Origin of the sequence: Streptomyces sp. NPDC006872 (assembly GCF_040635845.1) — a bacterium.
Taxonomy (GTDB): domain Bacteria; phylum Actinomycetota; class Actinomycetes; order Streptomycetales; family Streptomycetaceae; genus Streptomyces.
Genome location: NZ_JBEYIL010000007.1, coordinates 1 through 14,259, shown reverse-complemented (window position 1 = coordinate 14,259; position 14,259 = coordinate 1). Strand labels below are relative to the sequence as shown.

At 70.3% G+C, this 14,259-nt stretch carries 8 protein-coding genes; 4 read left to right on the top strand and 4 right to left on the bottom strand.

Annotated elements, in window-relative coordinates:
• Positions 1-67 precede the first annotated feature (67 nt).
• Positions 68-508, bottom strand: coding sequence for an SRPBCC family protein (locus tag ABZ725_RS21330; protein WP_358804173.1), 441 nt, complete (start codon positions 506-508; stop codon positions 68-70).
• A 146-nt stretch (positions 509-654) separates the two neighbouring features.
• Between ABZ725_RS21330 and ABZ725_RS21325 the strand changes: the two genes are divergently transcribed.
• Positions 655-1,875, top strand: a complete 1,221-nt coding sequence (locus tag ABZ725_RS21325) for a cytochrome P450 (RefSeq protein ID WP_358804172.1) — start codon at positions 655-657, stop codon at positions 1,873-1,875.
• Position 1,876: 1 nt separating this feature from the next.
• On the opposite strand, the gene ABZ725_RS21320 is transcribed toward ABZ725_RS21325, so the two are convergent.
• The 3 genes from ABZ725_RS21320 to ABZ725_RS21310 all read right to left on the bottom strand — a co-directional run bounded on the left by ABZ725_RS21320 (position 1,877) and on the right by ABZ725_RS21310 (position 5,712).
• Positions 1,877-2,665: a polysaccharide deacetylase family protein gene (locus ABZ725_RS21320; RefSeq protein WP_358804171.1), complete on the bottom strand. Its 789-nt coding sequence runs from the start codon at positions 2,663-2,665 to the stop codon at positions 1,877-1,879.
• A gap of 64 nt (positions 2,666-2,729) precedes the next feature.
• Complete coding sequence (locus ABZ725_RS21315; RefSeq protein ID WP_358804170.1) at positions 2,730-4,178, bottom strand: family 43 glycosylhydrolase; 1,449 nt, start codon at positions 4,176-4,178, stop codon at positions 2,730-2,732.
• Between the two features lie 43 nt (positions 4,179-4,221).
• Positions 4,222-5,712 carry a family 43 glycosylhydrolase gene (locus ABZ725_RS21310; RefSeq protein WP_351918278.1) on the bottom strand — a complete coding sequence of 497 codons (1,491 nt, stop codon included), beginning with the start codon at positions 5,710-5,712 and terminating at the stop codon, positions 4,222-4,224.
• 580 nt (positions 5,713-6,292) lie between these two features.
• Here ABZ725_RS21310 and ABZ725_RS21305 point away from each other — a divergent pair.
• From ABZ725_RS21305 to ABZ725_RS21295, 3 genes are all read left to right on the top strand, one after another.
• Complete coding sequence (locus ABZ725_RS21305) at positions 6,293-6,655, top strand: DUF5132 domain-containing protein (protein ID WP_358804169.1); 363 nt, start codon at positions 6,293-6,295, stop codon at positions 6,653-6,655.
• Positions 6,656-7,110: 455 nt separating this feature from the next.
• Positions 7,111-9,078: an ABC transporter ATP-binding protein gene (locus ABZ725_RS21300; RefSeq protein ID WP_358804168.1), complete on the top strand. Its 1,968-nt coding sequence runs from the start codon at positions 7,111-7,113 to the stop codon at positions 9,076-9,078.
• A 256-nt stretch (positions 9,079-9,334) separates the two neighbouring features.
• Positions 9,335-14,259, top strand: a 4,925-nt coding sequence (locus ABZ725_RS21295) for an amino acid adenylation domain-containing protein (protein ID WP_358804167.1), incomplete at its 3' end; no start/stop codon positions are given.

Here is a 14,259-nt window from a genome sequence, read left to right as displayed (position 1 = left end):
GGTGGGAGGCCGCCCAGGGGTCCCCGCGGCCCCTGCCGGCGCTGCCGTCCGGCTCGGTCGGCGTCCGTCAGGGGCGGCGCAGCAGCCGGTTGACGGCGCGGCCGAACACGCGGCGCGAGGCCGTGCGCAGGAGCGGGTCGCACAGTGCGGGGAGCAGGCGCACACGCAGTTCCTCGCGCCAGATCACCCGGGTCCGGCCGCCGGGGCCCGGGCGGACCTCGATCTCGGCCCAGCCCAGCACGACCCGGCCGCGTTTCTCCAGTCGGCACAGACCGGGTTCGTCCTCGGTCGGCGGGCACCAGGAGGTGACCTCCATCCGGTCGTCGAAGGCGAACGGGCCGAAGCCCGAGCGCGCCACGAACACCGTGCCCGCGCGGGTCGGCGGGGGAGTGAGCACGGTGACACGCGTCAACGGGACCACGTCGCCGTGCCGGTGCCACTCGGTGAGCCGGCGCCACGCCTCGTCCAGGGAGAGGGGGGCCGTGCGTTCGAGTTGGAAGGTGACCACACTGTGATCGTAAGGAGTCAGGGCCGCCCGGCGGCGCGTTCTGCGACGGCTCACACACTTGGCGCATCCCGTATGTCCCCTACCCACCCGTACGCCCGTACGGGAACATGAGCGCGACCCCGCACCACCATCGGCCGGGAGGACTCGTGGACGGCTCAGGGCTCGGCAGACTCGACGAGGTGCAGCGCGACCCGTATCCGCTCTACGCACAGGCCCACAGCGCCCAAGGCCTGCTCCACGTACCGGAGTTGGACGCCTGGCTGGTCGCCCGGGACGCCGATGTACGGGAAGTGCTGCGACGGGCGGAGGACTTCTCGTCCGCGGGGTCGTTACGGCCGGACGTGCTGCCCTCGCCCGCCGCGCTCGCGGTGCTCGGCGGCGGGTTCGGCGGGCGGCCGGTGGTCGTCGGCTCCGACGGGGAGGCGCACCAGCGGCTGCGCCTGCCGATCGTGCGCGGTCTGTCGCCGGCCCGCGTCGCCGCCGTCCTGCCGTATGCCGCCGAGCGCGCCGCCGCCCTCGTCGGCGGGTTCGCCGGGGACGGGCGGGTGGAGCTGATGGCGGCGTACGCGCGGCGGCTGCCCGGGGAGGTCGTCGGGCGGATCGTCGGGCTCGACCCCGCCGATGTGCCCGTCGTCGTGCACGGCGGACATCGTGCCGAGGAACTGCTGTTCCGGCCGCTGGCGGAGGACGAGCAGATCGCCGCCGCCGAGGACGTCGTCGCCCTCCAGCACCTCCTCGACCGGTACGCCCGGGAACGGGCCGCCGACCCGCGCGAGGACCTCTGCTCGGAGATCGTCGCCTCGGTGGCACCGGTCCCCGGCGAACTCACCCTGGAGCAGCGGCACGAGGCCGTCTCCCACCTCCAGAACCTGCTGATCGCCGGGCACCTGACCACCACCGCCCTGATCGGCACCACCGTGCTGCATCTGCTGCGCCATCCGCGTCAGTGGGAGTTGCTGTGCGCGGAGCCGGAGCGGATCCCGGCGGCGGTGGAGGAGGCCGCCCGCTACGACGGCGCCCTGCAGGGCTTCCGCCGGGTCACCACCCGGCCCGTCACCCTCGCCGGCACCGAACTCCCCACCGGTGCCTCCCTGTTCGTCGCCTTCGGCGGAGCCAACCGGGACGCACTGAGGCATCCGCGACCGGACATCTTCGACATCACCCGTCGGCCCGGCCGCCATCTGGCCTTCGGGCACGGCCCGCACGCCTGCCCGGGCGCTCAACTGGCCCGCGAGCAACTGCGGTTGACTCTCGGCGAGTTGACGCGTCGACTGCCGGGTCTACGGCTGGCGGACACGGACCGGCCCGTCGCGATGCGGCCCACGATGATCCACCGTTCCCCGCACCGCCTGGACCTGGCCTGGTGAGTCAGCGGTAGACCTCGCCCGGCTCCGCCTTGCCCGGCGCGAGCAACTGAGGCACCGTCACGAAAACGTATCCACGCTCTTTCAGCGCGTCGATGATCCCGGGCACGGCCGGCACGGTTCCGTCGTAGATGTCGTGCAGCAGGATGATGCCGTCCCGGTCGGCCTGATCGAGGACCCGGCGCTGGATCAGCGCGGAGTCGGTGGTCGTGTAGTCCTTGGCGGTCACTGTCCACAGCACCTCGGAGAGGCCCAGCTCGCGGCAGATCTCGTGCACGGTCTCGTCGGTACGGCCCTGCGGCGGCCGCATCAGGGTGGGGCGCCGGCCGGTGAGGCGCTCTATCTCGTCGTTGGGGCGCTGGAGTTCCTCGCGTATCTCCTTCGGCGTGATCTGCGTGAGGATCTTGTGGTCCCAGGTGTGGCTGGCCACCTCGTGTCCCTCGGCGGCCATGCGTCTGACGAGCTCCGGGTACTTCTCGATGTGCCGTTGGCCCAACAGGAAGAAGGTCGCCGGGACCTGTTTCTCCTTGAGGATGTCCAGCAGCCGGGCGGAGTTCTCGCTCGGGCCGGCGTCGAAGGTGAGGGCGATGCACTTCGCCTCCCGGCAGTCGACGGAGCCGAAGCGGGCGGCCTGCGCGGTGGCCGCGGGCCGGTCGCGGGCGGCGCTCGGGTGTGTGGTGTCGGCGCCCCCGCAGCCGGTCAGGGCGAGGGCCAGACAGGCGGCCGCCGCAGAGACGGCGGCGCCACGCAACCCGGCCCCGGTGTTCTTCATCTTCCTGGTCAGAGAAAACATGCCGAGACTATACATAGAGCGTATACACTCCATGTATAGTCTCGGTGTCGTGCCCTTCAGGCCCTCACTGGGCGTAGAAGGTGGCGTCCCCCTTGTCCGTCGCCGTGCTCGGGGTCTGCACGTTCAGCAGGTAGTTGTAGTGCCGGATGTAACGGCCGGCGTAGTTGTACGACTCGTAGGAGATCCCGGCCGAGTCGGCGAGCCCGGCGCGTCGGTAGAAACTCGCGTCGGACGCGAACGTCGACGTGCCGTCGTTCTTCTCCAGCCACACCTCGAAGTTCTTGTGCCGCAGGTAGTAGCCGGGGAAGTTGGCCGACTCCAGGGAGACCGTGTCGGTTCCCGCGAGACCGGTTACTACCCGGAACTGCGAGTCGGCGAGCGGGCTGACGTTCGCCTCGATGCGGGCGCGGTACTCCCAGTGGCGGATGAACCGGTCCGCGTAGTTGTAGGAGGAGAAGCGCTGCGGGGTGACTCCGTCGGCCACCGGGATGCCGAAGTCGGGCGAGCCGTCGGCCTTCCAGTACACCTTCTGCACCCGCGTGCGGCGGTTGGGGTCGTTCAGCGGGTCGCCGGTGATGTCCTTGTAGCTGCGGTCGTGGTACACGAGGATGTCGGACTTGCCGTCCTCGGACACCGTGAACGAGTTGTGGCCCGGCCCGTACTGCGAGGTCGAGGCGTTCGAGGTGAAGACGGGCTGGGTCCCCTTGGTCCAGGACGCCGGGTCGGTCAGGTCGGCCGTCGCGGAGGCGGTCAGCATGCCGAGGCAGTAGTTGGCGTCCGTCGCGCTCGCCGAGTAGGTCATGAAGACCTTCCCGCCGTGCTGGATCAGCGCGGGCCCCTCGTTGACCTTGTAGCCGACGGTCTCCCAGGACAGCGTCGGCTGCGAGATCTCCGCCGGGGTGCCTTGGATCGTCCAGGGATTCGCCATCTTGGCGATGAACAGGCTGGTGTTGTTGTCCTCGGACGGGTTGCGCTGCGCCCAGGCGAGATAGCGGACACCGCCCACGACGAAGGTCGTGGAGTCGAGCGAGAAACTCTCCCACGTGGTCTTGATCTGGCCCTTCTCGGTCCAGGTCGCGGTGAGCGGGTTGGCGCCCGCCCCCTCCAGGACGTACATCCGGATCGCCCACACGTCACTCGTGGACCCGGCGGCGAAGTACACGTACCACTTGCCGTCGATGAAGTGGATCTCCGGCGCCCAGATGTGGGCGCCCATGACCCCGCTGCTGTGCTTGGTCCAGATGGTGACCTCCTGGGCCGTCGACAGGCCCTGGATGGTCGTCGCCCGGCGCAGCACGATGCGGTCGTACTCGGGGACCGTGGCGGTGAAGTAGTAGTAACCGTCTGTGTGCTTGTAGATGTGCGGGTCGGCGCGCTTCTCGGCGATCGGGTTGGTGTACGTCACCGCGGGGGAGTCGGGCACAGCGGCCTGGGCGGGGGCGCCCACGCCGGTGAGGACGGCCGCGAGGGCGACGAGGCCGGCCAGGAGCAGCCGAACGGCGTTGCGTCTCAAGGGAGTTCTCCAGATGGGGGGAAGAGTGCTGCGGGGGTCGGGCTCAGGTGGTGGGCACGAGGCGCCACTGCTGGCAGGTGTTGTTCAGCCAGGTCCACTGCCGTACGTCGGCGCCGTTGGCGGTTGCGCAGTCCGCGACGTCGGCGACCTTGCCGCTGTTCTCGTTCACGAGCCGGACGTAGTCCCCGGTCGCCGTGAAGACGGGACGGAAACGCTGGCACTTGTTGTTCAGCCACGACCACTGGCGCAGATCGGCGCCGTCGGCGGTGGAGCAGTCGGCGGTGTCCATCACCCCGCCGGTGGCCACGTTCACCAGTCGGCTGGTGTCGTCGCCCTGGTCCTCGATCCGCCACTTCTGGTTGGCCCCGCCGTTGCAGGTCCACTGGAGGATGTTCGTGCCGTTGGCGGTGGAACCGCCTTCGACGTCGAGGCACTTGCCGCTGTTGCGGTTGACGAGGGTGTACGCCGTCGGGGTCGCCGCCGTCTCGCCGGACGGGCCGGGGAGCGTCGTGCCGAGGGCGACGGGCGTGCCGAAGTTCGGGGTGCCGTCGGCGTTCCAGGTGAACTTCTGGGCACGGGTCGTGCGGCCGTTGCCGCAGCCGCCGCTCGCGGAGGAGTTGGCGTGGTAGACGATCCAGTTCTCGGTGCCGTCGGGTGAGCTGAAGAAACCGTTGTGGCCCGGGCCGTAGACGCCGTTCGTGTCACTGCGCTGGAAGACCGGGGTCTGTTTCTTCGTCCAGGACGCCGGGCTGAGCGGATCGGTGCCGGTCAGTTCCAGCAGGCCGAGCTTGTAGTCCGCCGTCTGGCAGTAACTCGCGGAGAACGAAAGGAAAGTGCGTCCGTCGTGGTAGAGCGGCTCGGGTCCCTCGTTGACGGGCGCGCCCGAGGTCTCCCAGCTCAGCGTGGGGCTGGAGATGATCGTGAACGTGTTGCTGGACAGCGTGTACGGGTTGCTCATCGGTGCGATGACCAGGCTCTGCGTGCTGCCGTTCACGAAACCGCTTCCGACGAGATACAGGTTTCCGTTCGCCTGCAGCACGCTCGCGTCGATCAGCCAGCCGCCCGGCGTGAGATTGGAACCGGTGAGGGAGCCCTTGTAGGTGTACGGGCCCAGCGGGTCGGTGCCGGCGCTCTCCAGGACATGGGTGCGCTGGGAGTCGCAGCACGCGGTGCCGCCCTGGCCGGCCGAGTAGTACAGGTACCAGTGGCCGTTGAACCGGTGGATCTCCGGTGCCCAGATGTTGGTGTTGCGGGTGGAGGTGGTGTCCGACCACACCTGCACGGTGGGCGCGGTGGCGAGCCCCGCCAGGGTCGGCGCCTTCCGCATGCCGAGGACGCCCGTGAACGTCGTCGTGATCAGGTAGTAGTTGCCGTCGTAGTACTCCAGCCAGGGGTCGGCGCCCTTGGCCGACTTCACCGGGTTGGTGTACGGGCGGCCGTCGGCCGCGGACACCGGCTGGGTCGCCGCCACCAGAGCCACGAGGAGCGCCAGCACGCAGACGAGCAGGGGTCTGCGGCGATATTTCCGAGGCATACAGGACCGTCCCTTGTCCATGAAGCCGCATGTTCGGGATTTCGAACATGGTTCGTAACTTCGGCCAGAAGATAGGGGGCGTACATGTCCTCGTCAATGGTTTCAGCAGCACCACCGGTATCGGAAAGCAGTCGAAAATCAGCTGTCGCTTCGGTGACCGCATCGCCGTTCAGGGCGGGTCCGCCCGCCGGGCCGCGTTCCGCCCGGTTCCCGCCCGGTTCCCGGACGGCGGTGCTGCTCGACGACGGTTTCCGCCCGCGCTCGACGGTGGAACCGTTTTCGATCCGTACTGCATTTACTGGCCACCTTTCTTCCGCACGCTCCGTGAAATTGCTGGGGAAAGGTTGTCCGCTCGCCGCCTGATTCCGCCGTCTCCGCCGGGTCCGTTCACGCTCCTACCTGCTGGATCCTGTCGGTGCGCTGGCCTGAATCCGTCGTTGTCGTCGGTCCGCATTACTCTTCCGAGTGACGGGGTGGGTCTCGGCTTGGTTTCTGCCCCAGCGGCTCCGATAGGCTGATGCAGGTTCGCAAATGCCGGGGACTAATGCGTTTCGGTCCTTGAAAAGAAGGGGTACGAATCATGCCGCCTGTACTTCCCCCGTTTCTGATCGGTCTCATCGCCGCACCCCTGGCCAGGAGGGTCGTCAAACCGTTGATGCGAGGGCTGGTGAAAACCTCGGTGGGGTTGGTGCTGGAAGTGAAACGCGCCGCGCACGAGGCCAGCGAAGGTCTGCAGGATCTCGCCGCCGAGGTCACGGCCGAAGTCGTCGCCGCGCAGATGACGGGCGGGGGCGAGCCGGAATCGCCTGCGCAGCCTCAGACCGCGGCGCAGGCTCAGGGACAGGCTCCGCAGGTGACCCAGGAGCGGCCCGTCACCGACGCCCAGCACAAGGGGCCCGGCAAGGGGCGCACGCCCGCCGTGGCCACCGGCAAGGCGCACTGAAAGCCCACGCCGTACAGAGGAAACAGCTCGGGGATCTGCTGAACATGACATTGCTGGTGGCGGCTGAGGCCGCACATGGGCCTGCCCGGGAGAACGCGGAAACCTACTCACTGAGAATGCACTCGGCGATTCCAGGCAGGCAACGCTGGAAGATTTCTGGACTGGTCGGCAGGAAGCGTTTCGCAGGAGTTCTAGAAAGCGTTCTCGGAAAATATCCCGGCGTCAGATCGGCGAGGGTCAGCGAGGTCACGGGAAGCGTTCTCGTCCTCCACGATCCGGGCCTCGGGGCCGCCGAGGTCGGAAACATCATCCGAAATTCTCTGTCAGCTGTTTCCCAGGCCGGGCAACAGAGGCCCGGCCCGGATCAGAGCGGACGCGTCCCGGTCACCGGCTCAGCACCCGCTTCCACCTCCGAGCCTGCCGCTGCGCATGCCCCTGCCGCTGCCCCCGCCCTCGTGCTCGCAGGCGGTGCGACAGCGCTCGCGCTCGCCCTCGGCCCCGGAAAGCTCCTGCGCAAGCCGCTCGCGGTCCTCGGCGCCGTCGTCACCGCCACAGTCGTCGTCGTACGCCGTGCCGTGCGTGCGGCAGCACCCGCCGGGCACACTGCCACGCAGTACGCCGACTCCGCCGCAGACGGGGCGCCGCCAGGTAGGCCGCCGTCCTCCCTACGCTCCCTGCTCGACATCGTCGGCCCGCACAGAACCCGGCTCTGCCTCGCCTCCGCGCTCTCCGCCGCGTGCCAGCTGACCGAGGTGGCACTGGGCCTCTTCCTCGGCTGGATCGCGCTCGTCCTCATCAAGGGAGAGGCCGCCCCCCTCGTCGCCCTCGGACTGACCGGCGCCTCCGCCCAGTTGTGGTTCCTCGCAGGCGCCGCCGCCGTGGCATGCGCGGCCGTCGCCGGCCTCTCCTACGCGGCGAGCGTGGAGTGGCGCAAGCTCGGCCAGGCCGTCCAGCACGACTGGCGCAACGACACCTACACACAGGTGCAGAAGCTCGAACTGAGCCACCTCGAGGGCGAGCGCACCACCCGTATCGCCGGAGTCCTCACCGACGAGGTCGCCCAACTCGGCGCCTTCTTCACGACGGCGGCCGGCGACGTCGTCCAACTCGTCACCAGTTTCCTGGTGTTGGTGCCCGCCTTCCTCCTGCTCGCCCCCGAGATCGCATGGATCGCGTTTCTGCCGATGCCGATCGTGGCCTGGCTGTCCTTCCACTACCACGACCGGGTCGCCGCCGACTACGCCGTCTCCAGTGAGCACAAGGCCCAACTGCACAGCCAGTTGGTCAACAGCCTCGAGGCCGGCGCCACCGTCAAGAGCTTCTGCACCGAGGAGTACGAGGCCGCGCGCATCGAGGACCTCAGCGAGGTGTGCCGCGAGAGCACCCATCGCACGGACCGCTCCACCGTCCGCCACGCGGAGACGGTCCGCGCCGTCACCACCGCCTCCATGACGGGCACCCTGCTCCTCGGCGGCCGCTCCGTCCTGAGCGGCGCCCTGCCCTTCGAGGTGTTCAGCCCGCTCATCGGCCTGCCCCAGCAGGTCCTGCTGCGGCTCACCCGGCTCGGCAACATCGTCGACCAGTACCAGCGCACCCTCACCGCCCATGACCGCATCCAGCACCTGCACGCCCTGCCCACCGAACCCGTCGGCCCCGAACACCCCGTGGACGCCGACGGCGTCAAGGGCGCGGTCACCCTGGACCGGGTCACCTTCGCCTACCCCGGCCGGCCACCGGTACTGAGGGACCTCTCCCTGCGCATCGCGCCGGGCCGTGTCACCGGCATCGTCGGCCCCACCGGCTCCGGAAAGACCACGATCGCCAAGTTGCTCATGCGTTTCCAGGACACCGACTCCGGCCAGGTCCTGCTCGACGGCCGGGACGTGCGCGAACTGTCCCGGCAGGGGCTGCGGGGGGCTGTCGGATTCGTCGCCCAGGACCCCTTCCTCTTCGACGGCACCATCGCCGACAACATCCGCTACGGCAGCTTCGACGCCACCGACGAACACCTGGTCGGCGCGGCCCGCATGGCCGAGGCCCACCCGTTCATCGAGGCGCTGCCCAACGGTTACGAAACGATGATCGGAGAACGCGGCGCGGCTCTGTCCGGCGGACAGAGACAGCGTCTCGCCCTCGCCCGGGCCATCCTCAAGGATCCGCCCGTCGTCGTCCTCGACGAGGCCACCTCCGCCGTCGACAACGAGACCGAGGCCGCCATCCAGCGCACGCTGCGCACCTTCGCCGAGAACCGCACCCTGATCATCATCGCCCACCGTCTCTCGACGATCCGCAACGCCGACTGGATCCACGTCCTCGACAAGGGCGGACTCGTCGCCGAACAGGGCACCCACACCGAACTCCTCGCCCGCGACGGCCTCTACGCCTCGCTGTGGCACCTGCAGGCGGGTGAGGCGGCGGCGTGACCCGCCCGGCCCCGGGCGCAGCCCGATCCGGGTAACCGCTTCCGACCGACCGATCATTCACCCGCCGCACGCAGTCCGCGGGCTCCCGCCCGCGCCTTCGTCCGCGCGCCTGCGCCCGTGTCCCCGGGCGGCAGGCCCCGCCTTTCCGTCGCAGTCGCACTGTCCTCATCCGAGCGAGGCGGACGCCACCCTCTGCCTGTCCTCCGCCTCGCTCCCGGCGACCCCAGCTCCCCACAGCACCCCTGGAGGTACTCCCATGTCTGCTCGCGATGACGTCGCCCTGCCCCTGACGGCGGCTCAGCGCGAACTCTGGCTCGCCGAACAGCGGACGGACGGGGTGATCCCCACCTACCGCGTCGGCGAGTACGTGGACCTCCCCGGCCCCGTCGACACCGACCTGTTCACCACCGCACTGCGCCAGGTCGTCGCCGAGAACGAGGCCCTGCACGTCGGGTTCACCGACGGCGCGAACAGTGCGGACAGGGTGGACAGTGCGGACAGTGCGGACGGGGCGGACCACGTCGATGGCCTGGACGGCGCGGACGACGTGGATGGCGCGGGCCGCACCGACGGCTCCGGCGGTTCCGACGGACCGTGGCAGATCATGCGGGAGCACGGGGAGTGGAGCCCCCACTACCTCGACCTGAGCATGCGGGACGATCCTCGCGCCGCCGCCCTGGAGTGGATGACCGCCGACCGCCTCCGGCCGCTCGACCTCACCCACGACCGACTCTTCAGTCATGCCCTGATCAAGCTGGCGGACGACCACCACCTCTGGTACCACACCTACCATCACCTCCTTGCCGACGGACTCGGATACGCCCTGATCGCACGCCGGGTCGCGGCCGTCCACACCGCGCTCGCCGAGGGCCGCACGCCGGAGCCCACGCCGTTCCCGCCGGTGCGCGCCGTACTGGACAGCGACGCCGCCTACCGCGCCTCCGACCGCTTCACCGCCGACCGCGCGCACTGGACCGCCCGCCTCGCCGACCTCCCCGAACCCGCCCGCATCAGCCGCGCCACGGGCCACCGGACCGGCGATGCGCAACACACCCCGCTCCCCGCCGAACCCGTACGGCACGCCCTGCGCACACTGGCCGAGCGCGCCGGAGTGCGCTGGTCACGCGTCCTCATCGCGGCCACGGCGCTGTACGTGCACCGCCGCACCGGCGCGCACGACATCCTTCTCGGCCTCCCCGTCACCGGCCGTGACCACGGTGACCCCGTCCTCACCGCGACGCCGGGCGTGGTCTCCAACATGGTGCCGCTGCGGCTGACCGTACGGCCCGACACGCCCTGGTCCGCACTCCTCGGCCAGGTCGAGGCCGAGGTCCGGGCCGCACTGCGGCACCAGCGTTACCGGGGCGAGGACCTGCACCGTGACCTGGGCCTGCCCGGCGCGCCCGGCTCGGCCTGCTCCGCGGTCGTCAACATCATGTCCTTCGACAGCGACCTCCGCTTCGCCGGCCTGAAGGCCACGGCGCACAGTCTCGCCGAAGGCCCCGCCACCGAACTCGGCGTCTGGGCGCTGGACCGCCGCGACGGCACCGGCCCGCACGTCGAGCTGCAGGCCGCGGCCGACGCCTGGGACGACGACGAGCGCCAGGCCCACCGGCACGGCCTGACGAGCCTCCTGGAGAGCCTGGCCGACACGGACGAGGACGACGACCGTCCCGTCGGCCGCGTTTCGTTGCCGATGCCAGTGCCGGTGCCAGTGCCGATGCCAGTGCCGGCAACTGCGCTCGTTTCATCGGGCTCATCCACCTCATCCACCTCATCCACCTCCTCGGCCTCGCCCTCCGCCCCCTCCACCCACCTCGCCGACCTCTTCGAACAACAGGTCCGCCGAACCCCGGACACCGTCGCCGTCGTCGCCCCCGACGCCACCCTCACCTATGCCGGACTCGACGCCCGTGCGAACCGTCTCGCCCACCTCTTCGCCGCGCACGGCGCAGCCCCGGAGCGACTGGTCGCGCTTGCGCTGCCGCGTTCCGCCGAGCTGGTCGCGGCCGTCCTCGCGGTCCTGAAGACCGGCGCGGCCTACGTCCCCCTCGATCCGGACCACCCCTCCGCGCGCCTCGCCGACCTCCTCGACGACACCCGCCCGACCGTCCTCGTGACCGACGGAGCCACCCGGCCCCGGCTGCCGCGGAACACGACCGCGGACGTCATCGTCCTGGATGCCCCCGACACGGCCGCGCGACTTACCGCGTCTGCGCAGATCGCCCCGAGCACGACGCGCGACGCCCGCCACCCGGCGTACGTCATTCACACCTCGGGCTCCACCGGCCGTCCGAAGGGAGTGGTGGCCACCCATGCGGCGGTGACCAATCTGATGCTTCATCAAGCCAGTGCCCTTTACCCGCCCTCGGACGACCGGATGCGGGTGGCGCTGACCACCTCTCTCTCCTTCGACGCCTCCTGGGACCAGCTCGGCTGTCTGTTCACCGGACATGAACTGCACGTCCTCGACCGGGAGACGTGGGCCGACCCGAAGGCATTCCTCGCCCATCTCGCCCGCCACCGCCTTGACTTCGTCAACGCCACTCCCTCGTACCTGCGGGTCCTTCTCGACCACGGCCTGCTCAGCGGCGAGCAGCAGCAGTGGCGTCCGTCGGTCATCGTCGTCGGCGGTGAGGCGGTGCCGGAGAGCCTCTGGCAAGAGCTGCGGGCCGCCGACGGCGTAAGCGTTCACAACTTCTACGGCCCCACCGAGTGCACCGTCGACGCGGTAACCGCTTCCCTCGACGCAAGCCCCAGTCCCGCGATCGGAAACCCGGTAACCGGTTCCCGCGCTCATGTCCTCGACAGTGCCCTGCAACCGGTTCCCGACGGAGCGCCCGGCGAGCTGTACATCGCAGGCGCCGGCGTTGCCCGCGGCTACCTGAACAGGCCGGCACTCACCGCCGAGCGCTTCGTCGCCGACCCCTACGGCCCGCCCGGCACCCGCATGTACCGCACCGGCGACCTCGTCCGGCGTACCTCGCAGGGCGTTCTCGAATACCTCGGCCGCGCCGACGACCAAGTCAAGATCCGCGGATTCCGCGTCGAACCGGCCGAGATCGAGACGCAGTTGAGCGCGCACCCTGCCGTGGCCCGCGTCGCGGTCGTCTCCCGCCCGGACGACAGCGACACAGACAGCCACGCAGCCGGCGACGCAGGCGGCCTCCGGCTGGTCGCCTATGTCGTCGCCGAGCTCGACAGCGTTCCACCGCGGTCGGACGAACTCCGGGCCCACCTGCTTGAACGTCTTCCCGATCACATGGTCCCGGCCGCCTTCGTCGCGCTCGACGCGCTGCCGCTGACCCCCGCCGGAAAACTGGACCGGCAGGCACTCCCCGCCCCTGCCCCCACCGCGGGCATCCGGGAGAGCCGTGCACCGCGCACCGCCCGCGAGGAAGTGCTGTGCGGACTGTTCGCCGACGTCCTCGGCGTACCGCAGTCGGGCGTCGACGACGACTTCTTCGCCCTCGGCGGTCACTCGCTGCTGGCGATGCGCCTCCTGTCCCGCATCCGAGCGGCCCTCGACACCGAACTGGGGCTCGGCGACTTCTTCGACGCGCCGACCCCTGCGGGCGTCGCCAGGACTTTGGGCGCGAGGTCGGACACGGCCTTCGACACGGCGTTCGACACGCCCTCCGGTACGGCCTTGGACACAACAGCCGCCACCGGTACCGCCCACGCCGCCCACCTCGCCCACCCCGTCCGTCCAACCCATCCCGGACATCCCGCCCCTCCCGCCCGTCCCGGTCATCCCGCCCGCCCCGCGCTGCGGCCGTACGAGCGGCCGGAGGCCGTGCCGCTGTCGTCCGCGCAGCGCCGCCTGTGGTTCCTGCAGCGCATCGAGGGCACCGGCGCCACCTACCACATCCCCCTCGCCCTGCGGTTGTCCGGCACCCTCGAACAGAACGCTCTGCGAGCGGCCCTGCGGGACGTCGTCGCCCGGCACGAGAGCCTGCGCACGGTCTTCCCGGACGAGCGCGGGGTGCCCTTCCAGCGCATCCTGGACCCCGACCGGGCCGCGCCCCGCCCGACCGTCACCGTGAGCACCGAGGCCGAACTCCCCGACCTGCTCACCGCCGCCGCGCGCCGCCCCTTCGACCTGGCCGCCGAACTGCCCGTCCACACCGCGCTGTTCAAGCTGGCCCCTGACGAGCACGTGCTGCTTCTGGTCGTCCACCACATCGTGGGCGACGGCTGGTCGCTGGGCACCCTCGCAGACGACGTCACCCGTGCCTACGCAGCCCGCTGCCGGGGCGAGGAGCCGGACTGGTCGCCGCTGCCGGTGCAGTACGCCGACTACACCCTCTGGCAGCGGGACCTGCTCGGCGACACCGCCGACCCCGACAGCCTGTCTGCCCGCCAACTAGCCTTCTGGGCAGAGCAGTTGGCAGGACTCCCCGAGCGGCTCGACCTCCCCTTCGACCGGCCCCGCCCCGCCGCGACGACCTACCGCGGCGAGCAGCTGGAACTGAGCCTGGACGCCGACCTCCACCGCCGGCTCCGTCGGCTCGCCGGCGCTCGCGGGGCAACCCTGTTCATGGTGCTCCAGGCCGGCCTGGCCGCCCTGCTCGGCAAACTCGGAGCCGGCGCCGACATCCCCCTCGGCGCGCCCGTAGCCGGCCGTACCGACGAGGCCGCCGACGACCTGGTGGGCTTCTTCGTCAACACGCTGGTCCTGCGCACGGACCTGTCCGGCGACCCGACCTTCGCCGAACTCCTCGACCGGGTCCGCCGAGGCGCTCTGGCCGCCTACGCCCACCAGGATCTGCCCTTCGAGCATCTGGTGGAGGAGCTCAACCCGACCCGTTCCCTCGCCCACCACCCGCTCTTCCAGACGATGCTCGCCCTGCAGAACGCCCCTCTCGGCGAGTTCGACCTGCCCGGCCTGCATGTCACGACGAGCCTCGTCCCCACCGGCACCGCGAAGTGCGACCTCACCTTCAACCTGGCCGAGCGCACCCACCCCGACGGAACACCGGCCGGTCTCGTCGGGGTCGTGGAGTACAGCACCGACCTGTTCGACCCGGAGACGGTCGAGACGATCGTCGGACGCTGGGTGCGTCTGCTGGGTGCGGCCGTCGCTGAACCGGCGTTGCGGCTCAGTCGGTTCGATGTTCTGACGGACGTCGAGCGCAGTTTGCTGCTGCCTGCCTCGACGGTCGAAGTGCCCGTGGTGGA